Source organism: Rhizobium anhuiense bv. trifolii, from assembly GCF_024346605.1.
GTDB lineage: Bacteria > Pseudomonadota > Alphaproteobacteria > Rhizobiales > Rhizobiaceae > Rhizobium > Rhizobium anhuiense.
In genome coordinates this window covers 3,031,487-3,050,945 of the sequence record NZ_CP098803.1, presented here as the reverse complement: position 1 = coordinate 3,050,945, position 19,459 = coordinate 3,031,487, and the positions used below count along the sequence as shown (strand labels likewise).

At 58.7% G+C, this 19,459-nt stretch carries 20 protein-coding genes; 10 read left to right on the top strand and 10 right to left on the bottom strand.

Annotated features, from left to right (window positions below; all coding sequences use genetic code 11):
• The first annotated feature begins 85 nt into the window (after positions 1-85).
• Both NE851_RS23785 and NE851_RS23780 read left to right on the top strand, forming a co-directional pair.
• Positions 86-2,623, top strand: a complete 2,538-nt coding sequence (locus NE851_RS23785) for a mechanosensitive ion channel family protein (RefSeq protein ID WP_254958182.1) — start codon at positions 86-88, stop codon at positions 2,621-2,623.
• Positions 2,624-2,735: 112 nt separating this feature from the next.
• The gene (locus NE851_RS23780) at positions 2,736-3,002 is read left to right on the top strand and encodes a hypothetical protein (RefSeq protein WP_028758639.1); all 267 of its coding nucleotides are present in this window, start codon (positions 2,736-2,738) and stop codon (positions 3,000-3,002) included.
• Between the two features lie 21 nt (positions 3,003-3,023).
• On the opposite strand, the gene arsK is transcribed toward NE851_RS23780, so the two are convergent.
• Genes arsK through NE851_RS23745 form a run of 7 tightly spaced genes read right to left on the bottom strand, consistent with a single transcriptional unit; the run spans position 3,024 to position 7,408 of the window.
• Positions 3,024-4,256 (bottom strand): arsenite efflux MFS transporter ArsK, encoded by a 1,233-nt coding sequence (gene arsK / locus NE851_RS23775; RefSeq protein WP_254958180.1) that lies wholly within the window; start codon positions 4,254-4,256, stop codon positions 3,024-3,026.
• Positions 4,253-4,978 carry an arsenical resistance protein ArsH gene (gene arsH, locus NE851_RS23770; RefSeq protein ID WP_165932201.1) on the bottom strand — a complete coding sequence of 242 codons (726 nt, stop codon included), beginning with the start codon at positions 4,976-4,978 and terminating at the stop codon, positions 4,253-4,255. Before arsH ends, arsK begins: the two co-directional genes overlap by 4 nt.
• Complete coding sequence (gene arsC / locus NE851_RS23765; protein WP_028758636.1) at positions 4,953-5,381, bottom strand: arsenate reductase (glutaredoxin); 429 nt, start codon at positions 5,379-5,381, stop codon at positions 4,953-4,955. The genes arsH and arsC overlap by 26 nt, the downstream gene beginning before the upstream one ends.
• Positions 5,381-6,085 carry an aquaporin gene (locus NE851_RS23760; protein ID WP_063475089.1) on the bottom strand — a complete coding sequence of 235 codons (705 nt, stop codon included), beginning with the start codon at positions 6,083-6,085 and terminating at the stop codon, positions 5,381-5,383. The genes arsC and NE851_RS23760 overlap by 1 nt, the downstream gene beginning before the upstream one ends.
• A complete protein-coding gene (gene arsN2 / locus NE851_RS23755) occupies positions 6,082-6,525 on the bottom strand; it encodes an arsenic resistance N-acetyltransferase ArsN2 (protein WP_097542349.1) in 444 nt (147 codons plus the stop codon). Before arsN2 ends, NE851_RS23760 begins: the two co-directional genes overlap by 4 nt.
• A complete protein-coding gene (locus NE851_RS23750) occupies positions 6,525-7,055 on the bottom strand; it encodes an arsenate reductase ArsC (RefSeq protein ID WP_097630404.1) in 531 nt (176 codons plus the stop codon). Before NE851_RS23750 ends, arsN2 begins: the two co-directional genes overlap by 1 nt.
• Complete coding sequence (locus tag NE851_RS23745) at positions 7,052-7,408, bottom strand: ArsR/SmtB family transcription factor (RefSeq protein ID WP_063475086.1); 357 nt, start codon at positions 7,406-7,408, stop codon at positions 7,052-7,054. The genes NE851_RS23750 and NE851_RS23745 overlap by 4 nt, the downstream gene beginning before the upstream one ends.
• Before the next feature lie 42 nt (positions 7,409-7,450).
• Between NE851_RS23745 and NE851_RS23740 the strand changes: the two genes are divergently transcribed.
• The 5 genes from NE851_RS23740 to NE851_RS23720 all read left to right on the top strand — a co-directional run bounded on the left by NE851_RS23740 (position 7,451) and on the right by NE851_RS23720 (position 12,008).
• On the top strand, positions 7,451-7,975 hold the full coding sequence (locus NE851_RS23740; protein WP_097542351.1) for a DUF6428 family protein: 525 nt from the start codon (positions 7,451-7,453) through the stop codon (positions 7,973-7,975).
• Between the two features lie 130 nt (positions 7,976-8,105).
• The gene (locus tag NE851_RS23735) at positions 8,106-8,609 is read left to right on the top strand and encodes a DinB family protein (RefSeq protein ID WP_063475084.1); all 504 of its coding nucleotides are present in this window, start codon (positions 8,106-8,108) and stop codon (positions 8,607-8,609) included.
• A 19-nt stretch (positions 8,610-8,628) separates the two neighbouring features.
• Complete coding sequence (locus tag NE851_RS23730) at positions 8,629-9,243, top strand: TetR/AcrR family transcriptional regulator (RefSeq protein ID WP_063475083.1); 615 nt, start codon at positions 8,629-8,631, stop codon at positions 9,241-9,243.
• Positions 9,244-9,659: 416 nt separating this feature from the next.
• Entirely contained in the window at positions 9,660-10,490 is an 831-nt protein-coding gene (locus NE851_RS23725) for a response regulator (RefSeq protein ID WP_047610313.1), read from the top strand.
• 186 nt (positions 10,491-10,676) lie between these two features.
• Complete coding sequence (locus NE851_RS23720) at positions 10,677-12,008, top strand: diguanylate cyclase (protein ID WP_047610311.1); 1,332 nt, start codon at positions 10,677-10,679, stop codon at positions 12,006-12,008.
• 95 nt (positions 12,009-12,103) lie between these two features.
• Here the strand turns inward: NE851_RS23720 and NE851_RS23715 are convergent, their stop codons facing one another.
• Entirely contained in the window at positions 12,104-13,123 is a 1,020-nt protein-coding gene (locus NE851_RS23715; RefSeq protein WP_018242426.1) for a GlxA family transcriptional regulator, read from the bottom strand.
• Positions 13,124-13,588: 465 nt separating this feature from the next.
• Here NE851_RS23715 and NE851_RS23710 point away from each other — a divergent pair, with 465 nt between their 5' ends.
• On the top strand, positions 13,589-16,381 hold the full coding sequence (locus NE851_RS23710; RefSeq protein WP_132572092.1) for a DEAD/DEAH box helicase family protein: 2,793 nt from the start codon (positions 13,589-13,591) through the stop codon (positions 16,379-16,381).
• A gap of 186 nt (positions 16,382-16,567) precedes the next feature.
• Here the strand turns inward: NE851_RS23710 and NE851_RS23705 are convergent, their stop codons facing one another.
• Positions 16,568-16,768 (bottom strand): hypothetical protein, encoded by a 201-nt coding sequence (locus NE851_RS23705; RefSeq protein ID WP_132572089.1) that lies wholly within the window; start codon positions 16,766-16,768, stop codon positions 16,568-16,570.
• 1,021 nt (positions 16,769-17,789) lie between these two features.
• Positions 17,790-18,314, bottom strand: a complete 525-nt coding sequence (locus NE851_RS23700) for a hypothetical protein (protein ID WP_183844930.1) — start codon at positions 18,312-18,314, stop codon at positions 17,790-17,792.
• Positions 18,315-18,613: 299 nt separating this feature from the next.
• Between NE851_RS23700 and NE851_RS23695 the strand changes: the two genes are divergently transcribed.
• Together NE851_RS23695 and NE851_RS23690 are read left to right on the top strand one after the other, a co-directional pair.
• Complete coding sequence (locus tag NE851_RS23695) at positions 18,614-19,306, top strand: hypothetical protein (RefSeq protein ID WP_183844931.1); 693 nt, start codon at positions 18,614-18,616, stop codon at positions 19,304-19,306.
• 3 nt (positions 19,307-19,309) lie between these two features.
• A complete protein-coding gene (locus NE851_RS23690) occupies positions 19,310-19,459 on the top strand; it encodes a hypothetical protein (protein ID WP_183844932.1) in 150 nt (49 codons plus the stop codon).

Sequence of the window (19,459 nt, the reverse complement as noted above, 5' to 3'; positions counted from 1 at the left end):
CCTGGGATATTCCGCCTTTCTGTCGCCTTTCTTTGCTATGACAAGCAGGCATTCTATCCTGACGACAACCCTTCCGGAGGCGCTTTTGCGGCTGAGACCGATCCTGCTTCGCACCATTCTTCTGCTGACGCTGGCGGTCGCGGGCGCGCATTTCAAGGGTGCTGCGGCCTTCGCCCAGGAGCCGCAGGCACCGGCTGCCGCGCAGGAGGCACCGCTTACCGATACGCCACTCGACCAGGCGGCGAAGGAGATCGAAAAGGCGAAGGTCCAGCTGACGGCACTGCAGGACGGCGCCAAGCAGAATGCCGACAATGACGATGCCCTGGTCGGGCTCGCCACCAAGGCCGACGAGCTCAGCCGCGCCGTCATTACCATATCGGTCAATCTCCGGCCGCGTTTCGACCAGATCAAGAACCGGCTTGCCGAGATCGGCGATCCGCCGAAGGACGGGCAGCCGCCCGAGGCGAAGATTGTCACGGACGAGCGCAATGCGCTGACTGCCGAGCGTGCGCAGATCAACGCGGTGACCGGTGACGCCGAAAACCTGTCGATCGCGGTGACGAAGCTCCTCAACGAAATCATCGAAATGCGGCGGCGGCTTTTCGCCGACACGCTTTTCAGGCGCACCGAGATCTCCGTCTCGGTGCTCGACGATGCCGTGAGCGCCTTCGTGCACGAGGCCAGCGAATTCTCGCAGGCTTTGTCGAGCTGGGCCTCTTTCGTCTGGAAGTTCAAGCGGTTCCCGCTGTTTGCCGCGATCTTCCTGTCGCTTGCTTCGGCGCTCATTCTGCTATCCGGCAGCTATCGGCTGTTTGGCTCGTATCTGCGCCGGGACGAGGCGATCGAGAGCCCGTCCTATATCGGCCGGCTGTCGATCGCCTTCTGGTCGACGCTGATCCGCACCCTGGCGCTTTCGGTACTGCTCGTCACCTCGTTCTTCTTCCTCAATAGTTTCAATGTTCTGCGGCCCGACATCGCACCTGTCATCGGCGCCCTGTTTGCGGCGATCGGGCTCGTCTATTTCGTCGGCCGTTTCGTCAACGCCATCTTCGCACCGGACGAACCTCGCTGGCGGCTCGTCCGGCTTTCCAATCTCGGCGCACGCTCGATCGGCTATTGCCTGCTGGCGATGGCGATCGTCAACGCGCTCGATTATCTGTTCGGGACGATCGGCGAGGCGATGGGCTCGCCGCTGGTGCTGACCGTGGTCAGGAGCCTGATTGCCGCGCTGATCATCGGGCTGATCCTGATCGCGGCCTCGTTCGGCAAACCGATGCTGGCGAAGAACGGCGATCCCGATGCGCCGGGCCGGCATTGGCCGCGCGGCATGGGGATCATCCTGCGCGTCGTTGGCGCCGGTCTCATCCTCACCGCGCTGACCGGTTATGTCGGGCTGGCGCGCTTCGTCGCCACGCAGCTCATCATCACCGGCGCGGTCGTTGCCACCATGTATGTCGGCCTGCTCTCCGGCAAGGCGATATCAAAGCAGGAAAGCTTCGGCGACACCTTCTTTGCAAGCTTCCTGACGCGCCGCTTCAAGCTTGGGCCGGTGGCGATCGACCAGGCCGGCTTGCTCGTCGGCCTTGCCATCTATGCCGTGGCGCTTCTCGTCGGCATCCCGCTGATCCTGCTGCTCTGGGGCTTCCATGTGCAGGATCTGCAGTTGATCGCCTACCGGCTGTTCACCGAGGTCAGGCTCGGCGGCATCAGCATCTCGCTGCTCGGCATCTGCACCGGCATTCTGCTGTTTGCCGGCGTCTACCTGCTGACACGCTGGCTGCAGCGCTGGCTCGACGGCAATGTGATGGCAAGAAGCCATGTCGATCTCGGCGTGCGCAATTCGGTCAAAACAGGCATCGGCTATCTCGGCGTCGGCATCGCGGCGATCATCGGCGTTTCGGCGGCCGGCATCGATCTTTCGAGCTTCGCGCTCGTCGCCTCAGCACTTTCGGTCGGCATCGGTTTCGGCTTGCAGAACATCGTTTCCAACTTCGTCTCCGGCTTGATCCTGCTCGTCGAGCGGCCGTTCAAGGTCGGAGACCATGTTGTATCAGGCACGGCCGAAGGCATTGTCAAGCGTATCTCGGTGCGCGCCACCGAGATCGAGACCTTCCGCAAGCAGTCGATCATTGTGCCGAATTCGGAGCTGATCAACGGGCTCGTCGGCAACTGGACGCATCGCAACAAGATCGGCCGTTCGGAAATCCCCGTATCCGTCAGCTACAACGCCGATCCGCAGAAGGTGATGGATATCCTGCTGGAACTGACCGCCAAGATTCCGCTCGTCATGCGCAATCCCGAGCCGCATGTCGAATTTTTGCGTTTCGGTCCCTATTCGCTGGATTTCGAGCTGCGCTTCTTCCTCGCCGACATGGGCGACGGCATGACGGTGCGCAACAATTTGAGGATCGAGATCCTCCAGCGCTTCAAGGCCGAGGGGATCGAGATCCCGTTGCCGCAGAGCGATCTCACCATCCATCGAGAGGCTCCTCCCGTCCTTGTCGATGCGGGCAGGGATCGGAAGGGCGACCAAGAAAATCCGGGGGATAAGCCCATGGAGGAGGAAGAGCGGCCGGTGCGGCAATTGCGCAGCCGGACGGCGGACGGCAATCTCAAGAGCTGAACGGGTCATTCAGCCATCATTCACGGGTGTGCGTGCATGATCCCTTCCATCGGGATCGCTGCCGGGGGCAGCACCGATCGTTCGAGGGGAGGGCGCGCCAGCGCCGCCGCACATGATGGCAAGATTTGCCGCCGTTCTGCTTGTCCCGCTGCTTGCCGCGCCCGCGGCTTATGCGGCATCCGTTACCAACACCGATCCGGCGGCCGTCGTGCTCGTCATCACCGAGAGCGGCCAGCGCGTCGAGGTTGTGGTCGATGCCGGCGCTTCGGAAAGCCTCTGCCCCTCCGGTTGCTTCATGACGACGCCCGACGGCGACCGCATCGGACTCGACGGCGGCGAGACGATCGACATCGTCAAGGGCTCGGCCGTCGTCAAGTAGCGGCTGCACTGATTGTTGCGCTCAAGCTTCTCCGGGATTGGGAACCGCTTCCGACCGGGCAATCGGGCGCGTCAGCCGCAGAATGGCGAAGAATGCGGCGACGGCGACGGTGCTGAGCAATGCTGCGATAGACAGTGACCATGATACGCCGAGACTGCCCATCAGGAAGGCGAGTGCGAACGGCGCCATCGAGGCGACGACGAGACGGACCGACATGATTTGTCCTTGCCGCCGGCCGTAGCCATCGCTTCCGAAGAGCGCGAGCGGCAAGGTTCCGTAGACGATGCTGTTAAGGCCCGAACCGAGGCCGAAGACGACTGCAAAGACCAGCGCGCCGGGCACCGAGGGTGCGGTGGCGATGAGGATGACAAGGGCTGCCGGCAGCAGGACGGCGCAGATGATCGCCAGCATCACTTGCGACAAGCTCTCACCAAAGACCATGTTGATGAGGCGACTGAGCACCTGTGACGGGCCGAAGAGCGTTCCGACCACCACTGCCATGGCGCCGAGGCCAAGTGCCGACATCACAGGCACCATGTGAACCAGAAGTGCCGCGTTCACGAAGCTCTCCAAAGCAAAGCCCGTCACCATCAGGATAAAGGCCGGCCGGCGCACCGACGGCTGAAGGCTCGGCTCGACGTGTTTTGCGGCCGCCTCTCCGGTCCGTTTCCTGGTCTCGCTGACGCCACGGGAGAGCCAGGCGTGAAGGGGAAGGCAGATGGCGAGATGAAGCGCGGCGAAGATCAGATAGACATTCTGCCATGACAGATGCGCGTGCAGCGCCGTGGTGATCGGCCAGAAGATGGTCGAGGCAAAGCCGGCGATCAGCGTCAGGTAGGTGATGCTGCGCTGAGCAACCCGTGGCCTGATCTGCACGAGCAAGGCGAAGGCGGCGCCATATTGCACCAGGTTCGAGGCGACCTCGATGCCGATCAATGCTGCGATAAAAGCGATCTTTCCCGGTGCGAAGGCGCAGGCGATAAGGGCGGCTGCGGCAATCGCCGAGCCTGATGTCATGATCCTGCCCGCGCCGAAGCGATCGATCCATGTGCCCATAAGCGGTGCGGCCAGGCCGCCGATCAGAAGCGCCGCGGAGAGGGCGCCGAAGATCCATTCCGATGACCAGTTGAGATCACGGGCCATGTCAGGGGCGAGGATGCTGAAGCTGTAATAGAGGCTGCCATAGCAGATGATCTGCGTGAGCCCGAGTGCGGCGATGGCGGCTAACGGCGGTCGTTCGGCGCTGATTGTCATAGGGACCTGAGGCTGACGCGCTGTTCGAGCTTTTCGGCTTCCTCTTTCCGTTCGCTGTAGCGGTCGGTCAGATAGTTCGAGGCATCACGGGTCAGCAGTGTGAACTTCACCAGTTCCTCGCAGACGTCGACGACGCGGTCGTAATAGGATGAGGGTTTCATACGGCCGTTCGCGTCGAATTCCTGGAAAGCCTTGGCGACGGAGGACTGATTGGGGATCGTGATCATCCGCATCCAGCGGCCAAGGATGCGCAGTTGGCCGACCGCGTTGAAGGACTGGGAACCGCCGGAGACCTGCATCACCGCCAGCGTCTTGCCTTGTGTCGGCCGCACCGAGCCAACCGACAACGGAATCCAGTCGATCTGCGCTTTCATGATACCGCTCATTGCGCCATGACGTTCAGGACTGACCCAGACCTGGCCTTCCGACCATGCCGACAATTCGCGCAGTTCCTGAACTTTTGGGTGGCTCGCCGGTTCCTCGTCAGGCAGCGGCAGACCTTCGGGATTGAAGATCCGTACCTCGCAGCCGAAATATTCGAGCAGCCGTGCGGCCTCCTGTGCGAGGAGGCGGCTGTAGGACACTGTTCGCAGGGAGCCATAAAGGATCAGGATGCGAGGCTTGTGCGTCGAGAACGTCGGCCTGAGTGCATCCATATTCGGCTGATGCAGATGCATCCGAGATGCTGCGGGCAGATCAGACAATGCGCTTGCCTTCGGCATCGAGCACCTTCTCGCCGTCCTCTTTGGTGAAGGCGCCCTTATGCGTTTCCGGGAGGATTTCGAGGACAAGTTCCGACGGCCGCGACAGGCGTGTGCCGAGCGGCGTGACGACGAAGGGGCGGTTAATCAGGATCGGATCTTTCAGCATGGCGTCGAGAAGCTGGTCGTCGGTAAGGTCGGGGTTGTCGAGGCCGAGCTCCGCAAAGGGCGTGCCCTTTTCGCGGATCGCCTCGCGAACACTCAATCCTGCATCCGCAATCATCTTGATCAGTTGTTCGCGCGACGGCGGGTTTTTCAGATATTCGATCACATTGGGCTCAATGCCGGTGTTCTGGATCATCGCCAGCGTGTTGCGCGAGGTGCCGCATTCCGGGTTGTGATAGATCGTCACATCGATAGTCATCAGGCAGATTCCGTCTTGGTCAGGGTTTCAGGATTGCGGGATTCCATCAACAGCCATCCCGCGAACATCAGCGCCAGCAATGCGCCGAGGATTTCAGCAACGAGAAAACCCGGTAGATCGATCGGGCGGATGCCGGAAAATGTGTGCGTCAGTGATCGGGCAATCGCGACCGCGGGATTGGCAAACGACGTGGAAGCGGTAAACCAGTAGGCGGCGGTGATATAAAGGCCAACCAGCCATGCCACGGCATCGGCGCGAAAGCGAACACCGGCGAAGATGACGAAGACGAGGCCGAAGGTTGCCGTCAATTCGGAGAGCCATTGTGCGCCGCCGGTGCGCACGGTTTCCGAGGCCTGCAGCAGGGGAAGAGCGAACATGGCATGGGCGAGCATCGTTCCGGCAATGCCGCCGACGATCTGCGCGGCGATGTAGGCCGGAAGGGTAGAGGCGGGCAGCTCGCGCCGGAGCGCAAAAACCAGCGACACCACCGGATTGAAATGTGCGCCGGAAATCGGGCCCAGGATGGTGACGAGGACGACAAGCACCGCCCCTGTTGCCAGCGTGTTGCCGAGCAGCGCAAGCGCCGTATCGTTCGTCAGGCTGTCCGCCATGATTCCCGATCCGACGACGGTTGCCACCAGCAACAGCGTGCCCAGGGCTTCGGCGGCAAGTCGTCGAGACAGCGGAAACACTGGCGCGCTCATGCCGGCAGGCTCCGGACCATCAAGGCGGCGGATGCCGGGCACAGGCTTGCGGCCTGCCGCGTCGTCAGGATGGCGGCGGGCGCATCATCGCGGGCGATCGGAAGAAAACCGAGCGATTGAAAGAAGGGGGCGGCCGTTTCAGTCAGCACATAGGCAGCAGCCGCACCTTTCTTATGGGCCTGATCGAGCAAGGCAAGGGTAATAGCATGGCCGAAGCCAAAGCCTTGCTGATCGGGCAGCACGACAATGGAACGCAGGAGTGCGGCCTCGCCATAGAGTTCCAGCCCGCCGAAGCCGACCGTCTGGCCGCCACGCGAAAACCGGTAGAAGCTTCGGCCAGGCTCTGTGAGGTCATCGACCGGAAGCCCGGCGGCTGCGAGGACGGCACGAAGTTTGTCATCGGGCCCTTCCAAGGCCTGCTGGTTCAAATCGAAACCCATCAGCCGGCCTTGGACGGTTTTGCTGTCGTGCCTTCCATGGCGCCGATCTGATGCAGGTGCGATTGAAGCGCGAGCTTGTCGATCGAGGAAAGAGGCAGGCTCAAAAAGGCGCTGATCCGGTTTTTGAGGAAGCCGGCGGCCTGCACGAAGGCGCGGCCCTTGTCGACTTCGCTGCCCTCGACGGCAGCGGGATCCTCGACGCCCCAATGGGCGGTCATCGGGTGGCCGATCCAAACCGGGCAGGCTTCGCCGTGGGCGTTGTCGCAGACTGTAAAGATGAAGTCCATCTCCGGAGCGCCAGGCCCGGCGAACTCGTCCCAGCTCTTCGAGCGGAAGCCGGTCGTGGGGTAACCCTGCGCCGCAAGCTCCTTCAGCGCATGGGGATTGACCTCACCCTTCGGCTGGCTGCCGGCCGAATAGGCCTTGAATCGACCCTTGCCTTCGGTCTGCAGGATCGATTCCGCCAGGATCGAGCGGGCAGAATTGCCCGTGCAGAGAAAGAGCACATTGTAAACGCGATCAGTGGTCATTGCAGTTTCTCCTTCCCTTTTGGCGCACAGCAGGCCGCGACCTCCGCGGCAGGGGCACAGATTTCCGGATGCCCGGAGCAGCAATCTTCCATCAAGAAGCGAACCAGGCCACCTAGCGCCTCGTAGTTCGCGGTATAAATGATCGACCGGGATTCACGCTGCTGCGCGATCAGCCCGGACCGTTCGAGTTCCTTCAGATGGAAGGAGATATTGGACGGCGAGACCTCCGCCTTCTCCGCGATCGCGCCCGCCGCCATACCGCCGGGACCCGAAACCACGAGCATACGGACGATGTGCAGGCGGGTTTCCTGCGACAGCGCGCCGAACGCTATGAGGGCTTGACGTTGATCCATATTTCAATAATCCTTGAACTGTTGAAGCAAGGATTAACTGATATGAAGATCATCGACAACAGCAAAATTCAAGAGAACGACATCGATCTCGGCCTGCTGCTCGAGATGCTTGGCGGCGCCAAGGATTCTCCGCTGATTTTTTATTACGACGGCAAGCCGGTAAAGCCCGGCTATCATGTCACCGAGGTCAAGGCGGGCCAATTCTCAGGCCTCGACTGCGGCGCCAATCCCGAGGCATGGGCGGAGATCTTCATCCAGCTCTGGGACATCGAGGAAGGCGACCGCGCACATATGCCGGCCGGCAAGTTCCATTCCATCATCCGCAAGGTGACGGAGCATGTGCAGCTCGACGGTTCGGCCAAGCTCACCTTCGAGGTCAGTGACGGCGTGCGGCCGATGCAGCTCTATTGCGCCGCGAGACCGATTCTCAGCGCCGGCGCCATGCATGTCGAGCTATCGCCGCGGCCGGCAAGCTGCAAGCCGCGCGACCGCTGGCTGGCGGAGGAAAGCAGCAGGGCAGCCGCCTGCTGCGGTCCGGCCGCGGCAAAGAGCGGCTGCTGCGCGTAAAACTCATGAGATCGCGGCAGAGCAGAGGTAGCAGTGAAATTGAAAAAATATTGACTGACCACCAGTCAGTCATATAAATCGAGACTGTCGGCTACTACAGGCGGCATCCATTTCACGCCCGGAGATCGCAATGAGCGCGCAGACCCTGTTGAACTCTCTGTTCCAATACAAAGCCAGCGTCGACGATGAGCTTCTCGATGCTTTGAACGCGCTCGAAGCTGACGCGCCTTCCGACGCGTTTCGGTCGGCGCTTCGCGTGCTCAACCACGCTCATCTCGTCGATCGCATCTTCGTTGCCAATCTTCAGGGGCTGGGTCATACCTACGCGGCGAGCTGGAGCAGCGAAACGCCGCCTTTGGCGCAGCTGTCGGCCGATATCCGGGATACCGACCGTTGGTATATCGATTACACCTCGCGGATCAGCCTTCAGGAAATGGAGGAGGTCGTCGACTTCACCTTCACCGATGGCGGACGCGGGCGCATGTCCCGCGAAGAGATGCTCGCCCATGTGGTGACGCATGGCGGTTATCATCGCGGTGAAGTCGGTCGCCTGCTGCCTGATATCGAGAGCACCGCAATGCGCGACGTGTTTACCGGCTACCTGCACAGGACCGATCCCGCGCGCCGTCAATGAGAGTGGAGCAGTCCCGTCGATGCCGGCCGATCCTGTTTCAAAACCGAGAACCAAGCCCGCCGAAGAGCGGCGCGACGAGTTGATGATCGCGGCCGAGCGGCTTTTTCTGGAAAAGGGCCTGGAGCAGACGACGATCGAGGAGATCACGACGGGGGCCGGGGTCGCCAAGGGCACGTTCTACCTGCACTTCTCCTCGAAGGCCGATGTTCTCCAGGCGCTGCGCGCCCGTTTCGTGCAAAGCGTGCTGGATGGCATCGTCGCGGCGATCGAAGGACGAGGGCAGGAGGATTGGCACGGCAAGCTGGCGGCCTGGTCGACGGCATGCGCCACCGGTTATCTCGACGCGGCCGGGCTGCATCATCTCGCCTTCGTGGCGGCACCCCCCGCAACGAAGGAAGGACTTTCGCGCAACATCCTGATCGACCATCTGAACGAACTGCTTGCCGCTGGCGCTGGCGAGAATGCCTGGTCGGTCGACGATCCCGGCTTCACGGCGGTGTTCCTGTTCAATGCCCTGCACGGTGTGGTCAATCAGCCCGGCATCGGCGAGACGCCGGCTGCCCGCGCCCAATTGCTGCGCGCGATCGAGGCGCATTTCCTGCGCTCGCTTGGCTTGCCGTCAGGTATGGATTAAGCGCTGGGCATCCAGGGATGACCCCGGAGGGCCCTTGCCAGATCAGGCGTCCACCCGGTCAGGTCGTGTTGAATAGCCTGGGCTCCATTGCTGAGATCTGCACGAGGCAACGAAGACGCTTTGGAAAGCAAGGCGGAAATCCTGTCGCAAGTCCGTCCAGCCCCTCTAAGGCTATATTATGAGGGGAACAAGCTGCGGCATGGCGATCCTCGTAATGTGACGTTGTCGGCAAAGCCCGTTCGATGCCGAGAGTGCGGTGCTTCGCGGCTGATTTCTTAAGCATATCTGCAGGAAATCGGGGGCGATCCCATCGGGCCGCTTCTTCGCTTCATATCCCGGCGCGCTGATTAATAATTATTCAAATCAATTGATGTATCGATTTGATCCGGGGACAGATTTTACATCAAAGGTTTGCTATGGCGTTTCTAGGTATTTCGGGGATGCAATATTCCGGGGAAATGTTTGCTGGCGCGCGCATTATTGTCGCGGAAGATTCTAACGTATTCACCTCGATGATCAGCAAACGCCTCAAGGAGCTGTTCGACATTGATGTCGAGATTTGCCGCAGCTTCGAGGATCTGCAGTTTTCCTACGACAAGTCTTCCGATCCGATCACGCTGGCGATCTCGAACATCAACCTGCCCGGCGCCGAAAACGGCGAAGCGCTCGAGTATCTGGTCGATCTTTCCATCCCGACCATCGTCTTTACCGGCACCTTCCACGAAGGCATGCGCGACAAGCTGATGGCCAAGGACATCGTCGATTATATCCTCAAGGACAATATCTTCGCCGTCGACCTTCTGGCGGAATCGATCTGCCGGTTCCTGACCAATCATCGCCACCATGTGCTGATCGTCGACGATAGTGCGACGGCGCGCGCCCTGCTGTCGAGCCGGCTGAAGCGTTACAATTTCCGTGTGAGCGTCGCCGAGAACGGCGGCAAGGCGCTGGAGATCCTGAAGGCCAATCGCGATATCGGCCTGATGATTACCGATTACAACATGCCCGACATCGACGGCTTCGAGCTGACGCGGCGCATCCGCTCCAATATCGGCTCGCATGAGTTGCGCATCATCGGCGTTTCCTCTTCGTCGAACCGGCTGCTTTCGGCACGATTCCTGAAGGCCGGCGGCAATGATTTCATGTTGCGCCCCTTCATCGACGAGGAGTTCTACTGCCGCGTCAACCAGAACCTCGATACGCTGCTGCAAATTCAATCGATGCGCAAGGAGCGGGCGGTTGCCTGACGGCTCTTCCGGCATCGGTATCGGCAGGGGGGCGGAGGCGACTGTCGGGGACAGTCGTCGAATTTTTGCAATTAGAGGTAATGTCGCTTTCATTTGTCCCCTTCACGCGCATAAGCCTCTCGGCTATCGTCCGCCCCGGGGAGAGGGCCGAGTCGAGCCCGTCGGACGTATGGGGGAATAGCGGCTGTGGCGTTTCAAGCGGATTTTCAGCGAGATGGCATTGGGCTCCGCTCCGGCGGGCTAAAAATACTTCTGGTTGAAGATTCCCGGATGTTTTCTGCCGTGCTCTGTCACCGGTTCCAGACCGAGCTCGGCCTTGCCGTCAAATCCTGCCCGTCACTGAAGGCTCTTCGCAAAGAACTTGCCGAGGACGGTCACGGCTACACCATGGCCGTCGTCGATCTCAACCTGCCGGATTCGCCCTATGGCGAGGCGCTCGACTGCACGATCGAGCACGATATCCCGGCGATCGTCTTTACCGCGACATTCGATCTCAACACGCGCAACAAGATCATGGAGCGCAATGTCATCGATTACGTGCTGAAGGACAATGAATTCGCGCTCGACAATCTGGTCGCCACCGTCCGGCGGGCGATCTCCAACCGCAAGACGCGGGTGCTCGTCGTCGACGATGTCGCCTCGGCGCGCCAGGTGCTCGTCGACCTGCTGAAGGCGCAGCAATATCTCGTCGTCGAGGCAAGTTCGGGGCTCGAGGCGCTGGCAGCGCTCGAGGCCTACAGCGATATCGAACTCGTCGTCACCGACCACCACATGCCCGATATGAGCGGCTACGAGCTGACGCGGCGCATCCGCCATCGCTTCGGTTCGGACAGGCTGCGTGTCATCGGCGTTTCCGCCTCCAACGACCGCATGCTTTCGGCGAGTTTCCTCAAGGCCGGCGCCAGCGATTTCGTCTACCGGCCCTTTGTCGCCGAGGAACTGCAATGCCGCATCGCCAACAATGCCGAGACGCTGGCGCAGATGCGGCAGCTGCGGGCGGCGGCGGCCTGCGACTATCTCACAGGCCTCTATAACCGCCGCTATTTCTACGACAACGGCCCGAAGCTGGTGAACGAGTGCCTGCGGCTGAAGGTGCCGAGTTCCGTGGCCATTCTCGATATCGACCATTTCAAGCGGCTGAACGATACCTATGGCCACGAGATCGGCGACAAGGTGCTGAAGGCTGTCGCAAACAGGCTGTTTACGATCTTCGAAGGCAGCGAAAATCTTCTCTCGCGCCTCGGGGGCGAGGAATTCGCCATCCTCTTTCCGCAGATGGATTCCGCTGCTGCGACCAAGCTCTGCGACGAGATCCGCTCGGACATTTCGCGGCTGAAGGTTACGGCCGACGACGAGGAACTCGGTGTTACGATTTCGATCGGCATTGCCGAAATCGGCGGTTACGAGACTTTCGAGAATTACCTCAACGCCGCCGACCAGTTCCTCTACATGGCCAAACACCGCGGCCGAAACCAGGTCTATTCCGACGCCAGAATGACGGAAGAGGCGGCGCAATAACGCCATCCCAGCGCGGGGGTGAAGCCGCCGCCTTTCACATCAGACGGCGACAGGTTTTTCCCAACGTCTCAAGCGGCGACGGCCTTCTTATAGCCTCAGGCGGCAACTGCCTGCCGTGCGGTCGCCATGGTCATCTTGCGCTCGGCGCGCTCCTGCTGCGGCGAGCGATGGTAGAGTTCGCGATAACACTTGGAGAAATGCGAGGCCGAGACGAAGCCGCAGGCGACGGCGACCTCGACGACCGGCATCGAGGACTGCACCAGCAGGTGGCGGGCGCGGTCAAGGCGGATTTCCAGATAGTAGCGGGCCGGCGAGCGGCCCATCTCCTGGCGGAACAGCCGCTCGATCTGGCGGCGGGAGAGGCCGGCACCATCGGCGATCTCGATCAGCGACAGCGGCTCGGCGAGATTGCCTTCCATCAGCTCGATGATCGACAGCACCTTGGCGTTCTGCACGCCGAGGCGGGCGCGCAGCGGCAGTCGCTGGCGATCGTGCGGGTTGCGCACGCGGTCGGTCAGGTGCTGCTCGCAGATGCGGTTGACGAGGCTTTCGCCGAAATCCTCGCCGACAAGGTTCAGCATCATGTCGAGCGAGGCGGTGCCGCCGGCGCAAGTATAGAGATTGCCGTCGATCTCGTAGAGATCGGCATAGACCTCCGCCTGCGGGAAGGCTTCCGAAAAGCCCGGCAGGTTTTCCCAGTGGATGGCACAGCGCTTGCCGTTCAGGAGACCGGCCTGGGCAAGCACATGCGCGCCCGTACAGAGGCTGCCGACGGCAACGCCGCGATTGTAGCATTCACGCAGCCAGGCATTGACCGACTTGTTGTTGAACTGCTCGACATCGATGCCGGAACAGACGAGCACCATGCCCGGCCGGTTTTCGCCGCCGAGATGGCGACGTTCCTCGGCAAGCGAGGAATTGGCCTCGACGCCGATGCCGCAGGAAGAATAGACCTTTTCCCCGTCGACAGAGGTCAGCCGCCAGGTATAGGCCTGATAGCCGAGCATGCGATTGGCGATGCGCAACGTGTCCACGGCCGCCGAAAAGGGCAGCATGGTGAATTGCGGTACCATAAAGAAGACCAGTGAACGCTTCTTGATCTGCATCCTATTCATAGCGAAATCCATGCTCGAGGGGCGATGACACATTCGTTGCGCGGAATGCGTCGCGCCGATGTCCTGAAAGCGACACTGGCATGGAAAAATGCGGCCGGGAAGAGCAAATATGCGACATAGCCCACGTTTGGGCCGGTCAAACTATCGGGATGGCCGGGGACAGCGCAGATGACAGATTCACGGGAGACTGAAACTCAAGACTGAAAAGGGCTTGGGAATGGACAGTCAGGCCGCGAAAAAGGCGGCGTTGCGCAAAGCAGACGCCGCCCCTATCTTGGGAAGAATGTCGCATTCATTACAGCCAGCTGATGTCATTGCGCTGTCGTTGAAATTTAGCCAAAAGGCATGCGGAAGCATAACTGGCGCTGCATGACCCACGCCAAGATGGTGCTGTGTTTCCCGAAGAGTATTTTAGTCGCAGGTTCCACAACGACTCGTCGCATTTAATCCAAAAGGCAGCATTAAATGAAGGACCTCGCTTTTCAGGGCACGTGGCGAGCATATCAGCAGAAGATACTTGATGATCTTGCAAATCTCTTAGGCGATGACGGATTGCATATTGTCGCGGCACCCGGCTCCGGTAAAACGGTTTTAGGTCTTGAAGTGATGTGCAGGCTCGGTGAGGCGACTTTGATTCTGGCTCCGAGCAAGACCATCCGGGACCAATGGGCGCATCGGCTGCGCACGATGTTCCTGCCCGCCGACCTTGCCGAACCGGAATGGATTTCCCACGATGTGAGAGCGCCCGGAACCGTCACGATCATCACCTATCAAGCTCTGCATGCGGCGTTCTCGGGCCATCCGTCCGAAGAAGAAATTCCCGACGGTGAAGAGGAGGGCAGCGACGGGGCGCAAGTCGGTGAACCAGGCAAGCAGGAAACGGAGAAGGCGAGTAAGAAAATCATCGCGAAGCTGCGCGAGGAGAAGGTTCGCACCCTTGTGCTCGATGAAGCGCACCATCTTAGAAACGAGTGGTGGAAGGCCCTGACGATGCTCAAGGAAGCACTAGGTCAGCCCACAGTCGTCGCGCTGACAGCGACGCCTCCTTATGATGTAGATCCTCAGGAATGGGACCGCTATCAGGCGCTTTGCGGGCCGATCGACGGTGAAATTTCCGTGCCGGAACTTGTGTTGCAAGGCGATCTTTGCCCGCATCAGGATTATGTCCACTTCAGCCTGCCGAGTGCGCTGGAAGCACAGAAGCTGGCCGAGTTTCGTGCGCAGATCGGAGACTTCATCGAAACGCTGCTTGAGAGTGCAGAATTCAAGGAGGCAATTCTGCGCCATCCATGGATTACGCAGCCGATCGAGAATGTGGAGCATATACTGGACGATGCACGCTTTTTCTCCAGCATGCTGATCTTCCTGAAATCACAATATGTCGACATGCCGCAGTCGACTCTCGACATTCTCGGCGTCAAGGCGCGTGAAGTACCGGATTTGACGCTTGAATGGATAGAGGTATTGCTGAACGGCGCTATCTACACCTATCGCAGTGATTTCGAAGAAGCTGAACAGGCAATCCGCTGCCAGCAAGACAGGCTGAGGGAAATTAGGGCAGTGGAGCACGCCAGAGTGCGACTGACTGATCCACGATCGGTTCAGAAGCTGCTGGTATCAAGCGTGAGCAAGCTCAACGCGATCGTCGATATTGCCCGGCTCGAAAGCGCGTCGATGCGTGACGAACTCCGTATGGTTATCCTCTCCGACTATATAAGGAAGGATGCGCTGCCCACTGCCCCCACGGACCTTCAGCCCATCGAGAGAATGGGCGTCGTGCCAATCTTCGAGACGCTGCGGCGGTCAGAACTTGATCTCAAGGTAGGAATTCTGACGGGGAGCCTGGTTGTCATTCCGGCGGAATCAAAAGGGATTCTTGACGAGATCGCAGACCGTCTTGGCATCGCTGCCGAACACATCCGTTATCAGCAGGCGGCATTCGATGCTGGCTTTCTGAGCGTTGAACTCTGCGGCGAGCCGAGCCGCAATATCGTCCATATAATCACCGAACTGTTCAGTCGCGGCGGGATCACGGCCCTGGTCGGCACCCAGGCTTTGCTGGGTGAAGGATGGGACGCACCGTCCGTAAACACTTTGATCCTGGCAAGTACGGTGGGATCATACGTACTCTCCAATCAGATGCGCGGTCGTGCCATTCGCATTGATCCTCGAAGCCCTCAGAAGGCTGCGAACGTCTGGCATCTGGCGGTCATCGACCCTGAAAAGCTCGAGCAGAGAATACCGCTGCGCTTCGGGAGGAAATCGACCGATAGAAAAGCGCCCGATCCCTATGACACGATGACAATAGACTTGGGCAGCGACGTCGATGCGCTGAAACGCCGATTTTACGCGTTTGAGGCTTTGTCCTTTGGCGAGCCTCCGGTGATCCAAAGCGGTTTTCAACGATTGATGCTGGGTACTGCCAAATGGAATGCGCGCGGTGTTGATGACATCAACAAAATGATGGAACGGAGGGCTGCAGACCGCAAATCACTGAGATCCCGCTGGCATAGTGCGCTGCACAGCAAACGCGCCGTTGCGAGGATGCAAGAAACATTGGAGAGCAACTATGCCCCCAAGGGGCTAGTTAACTGGAATACGACAAAGTTTCTGTTTGCGCACAGCGCCGCACTCGCCGGCATGATCTTGAACGGATTCTTGCACAGCTTTCGCGTCACGCACATCCGATCGCTCCAACAACTGGAGTTGGTCCTGTTCGTTATGTTCGCATTACTGGCCATCTTCTGCTTGCCGGGCGCACTCAAAGCCAGTCTGTTGTTGCTGCGGAACGGCTCCCTGGAAGGGAGCATGAAGCAAGTGGGAATAACCGTTCTGGAGACGCTGCATCATATGGGCGTCATAACGACAGAGTTGGGAAATGTGAGTGTCGAGGCGACGCTCGACCAAAACGGCATAATTTACTGCCGGCTTGAGGGCGCCACGACAATTGAGCGGTCCCGCTTTCTCGACGCTCTACGGGAAGTCCTCGTTCCCCCACAGAATCCCCGCTACATTCTCGTCAGGTCGTCAAAATTCTGGCGGCTGAACCGGGTGGATTATCATGCAGTCCCGTCGATCATCGGTCGGAAAAGGGAGGATGCCATATATTTCGCCCAGCACTGGAATCGTTACGTCGGTTATTCGGAACTTGTTTACACGCGCAGTGTCCAGGGTCGCCTGAAACTGCTCCAATTCCGCGCGAAGTCATTCGCTTCCGCGTTTACAAGGAAAACCGATAGAATTAGCCGGTGGGAGTAATTGGGAAAGTATGATGCGGGCTCCCAGCTGCCTCAGCGCGTTTGCGCCTGATATGCAGTTGCGGGGCCATCCAATGCCGGCAAGGCGAACGACAATCGACAAGCAGATTCGGGAATTCGGAAGACGAAAAAGGCGGCGTTGCGCGAAGCAGACGCCGCCCCTATCTTGGGAAGAATGTCGCATTCATTAAATGGTCCGGTGTTTGCTGTCGTCCGTGCTCGGCCAGCCGATGTCCTTGCGGATGTCGAAAGGCATAGCTTCGATTTCGCGGGCCGTCTGCCAGCGTGTCCAGGCGAGCACGAGCTTGCGGGCATAATGTGCCAGATCGAAGCGGCTGTCGCTGGAGGTGAGGGTCTTGCCACCACCCCGATAGGTGAGCGTGGTCATTTTCCGGTTCCTTTCTTAGGTCAAGGACATGGGGATCGATGGGAGGTTCGTCCATGTCCGTAATGCCAATATGGCCCCAGACAACTCATCATTCAAACGAATAGGGCTTATGGATAACATCAGAGATATTGAATGATCGGAGCGTGCCCGGCGGCCTTAAGCTGGCCTCGACATCTATCCAGTCCATTCAAATTGGGTACAAACACGGGAAAATTTAAGTACAAACATCCATTGTCTTTGATCAACTAACTGTAATGAATCAAGAAATGGTATTGTTACCTCGTGGTTCTGGACGCCCTATCTGGTGTGCATTTTGGCAGTGCGAAGCTGTATGACCCCATTTCCACGGTTGAAGATGCCATGGATTCACGGACTGAATCGAAGTTTCCGCTAGTACAAACCACGCCATTTTCTAGACGCCAGCTGCCGACCCCGGGCTCCGGATAAACAGGGGTATGTTCTTCGTATTGGGGGAGGTTAAGCTATCGATCAGCAACATCAGACGGCTTTTTGTAGAGCAGTCTGGGGCAGCAAAAGCCTGTTTGTGAGAGATCATTCTCGGCTCGGCCGCTTGCTGACCACGGCTGGTGGAGGGTCTCTGAAGCAATGCAGGCGCGGCCGTGAGATACCGTATGAGTGAGTTCGAGCACATTCTTGGACCCGCACGACGTCGGAACAAAGGTTTTCACGAAACTCTCTTCAGGTGTGGCCGCATTTCTCGACAAGAAGCGAGCAGTTTATGGGTGTTCTAGGCAAGGAAATGTGATGCGGCTGGACCTTGTGGCGGTCCTTATCGACTGACCCCGTTTAAGGAGATGTTCTCGAAAAGGGAGCTTCTAAGTGGGATGATTCCTTTCTGAACCTGCCTTCCAAAGGGCATTTAAAAGGAAATGAAAGTTCATAAGAGGACAGCCATAGAGTTTAATGGTATGTCAACATTATGATTGCGTCCCTCGCTTCACGAAGCGGCATCATGTGACGAACAACTTATGCAAAACAATGCCTTGAGGAACCCGGATCGTCAGGCCTCAACGTCTATGCGTGGTTCGCGTTGCAGCCAGTAGCCATCACCTGTCGACAGAAATTCGTCTTTAGCACCTGAGAGAATTTTGGTGATCGTTTGAAGAGGGTCCTTCGAATTAAATTTCAGGCCAACATCCGTTAACTCTTTAAATAGCTCGTTGCGCGTCATTGGGCGTCCCACACGCTTCAGGATCAAATAACTCTCACGTCGTGCAGCCCAAGCAACGCTGCCACGCCTTTCGCGTTGGCGTTGACAAAAATCTGCAGGAACAGTCACTTTCGGTTCCGGAGCGGCAATTTCTCGCTCGATAGCCTCTTCCATGGCTTCTGCGGCCTGTCGGAGGTGAGCTGCTCGCACTTCTCGCTCCTTCAACGCCCGTCGCAAGCGGTCCATTTCTGCGGCATTAATCCGTATCGCTTCTCGTAGCGCCTCTCTGGTGGACGTATCCAATTCTATCTCTCGAATTCGCTCAGAGCGCGGAGCGCTGTCGTCTGCGTTGATGAACCTGGCCGTCTGCATCATATGGGTTATCCAAATTCTTAACCGGCTTGCCGTGACTCGTATCGGTATGTCTGCTACTGATTAACGGGATCGATTCGTACCTGTTAAATCAGCCTTTGGGCGATTTTAAACGAAAGTCCGCTTGATGTCATTTCGGAGGAACGGCAATGGGGCTTAAAAGAGGCATTTCCTCGGTTTGCGTTCAGCTTGGTCCTGATGTTCGAATGTTCAGAGCTGCGGATGGAGGTCCGACCAGGTTCCCGGTTACTGGATTAAAGAGCAATACCACGCACCTGCATCCGGCACCTAAGGCGGGAAATATGATCCTGCCAGCCGAGTCGAATTCAGAGCTGGCGACCATGTTCTTACTGGACATCTCGATTTCGGTGCTGACTTACATGGCTCAGCCCCATCTCTTAGAGTTCAGGGTGAACGGTAAAAAGCGTGAATACACGCCGGATATCGAGGCGGTGGTTCCATTGTGGTTCGTCGAACAGCTTCTTGACGGCGTACCCTTCGTTAAGACTGCTTTGAAAATGGCTGCTAGACGGGCAGTTGACGATCCGTTGATCACCGTCGTGCTCGAATGCAAAAACGGCCGAGGCAATGAGTCGCAAGAATATATTGAGAAATTAGAAGAGGCGAGTGATCTATATTATCGGTATGGATACTATTATTTCATATTAGACGATTGCTTGAGTGCGGACATAAACTGCGATCATCTGCCTAGTATCTTGATGGATGAATCGGCTATTGTTGACCACAGCGCTATCCGTCTCGCCCTGCAGCATCTCGAACAAAACGGCGGCTTTACCACATACGCGGCCATGATGGAGGCGGTCGGGGGCGGGCCCTTAGGTCGAGAAATTACCAACTACCTCCATATCAAAGGTCTCATCTGGGCCGATTTTTCAAGCGACCCGCTGATGCGTGAGCATCTGACGACAGTCGCAATGCCTCCTCTGCTAGGACCTCAACGTCAGGCAATGGCGCGGTTCGCGCAACAGGAGTGAGAGATGGCTGCGCAGCTTGATATCCACCCATGTGAATTTTCGCCCGTGGAGACGGGCGACGGACTTTACACAGGAAAACGCGCGGCGTTTTCTTCCATGGAACGCGTGGATCGGACGATACAGCGAAACATCGTCGACCGGGTTGAGGCTTAG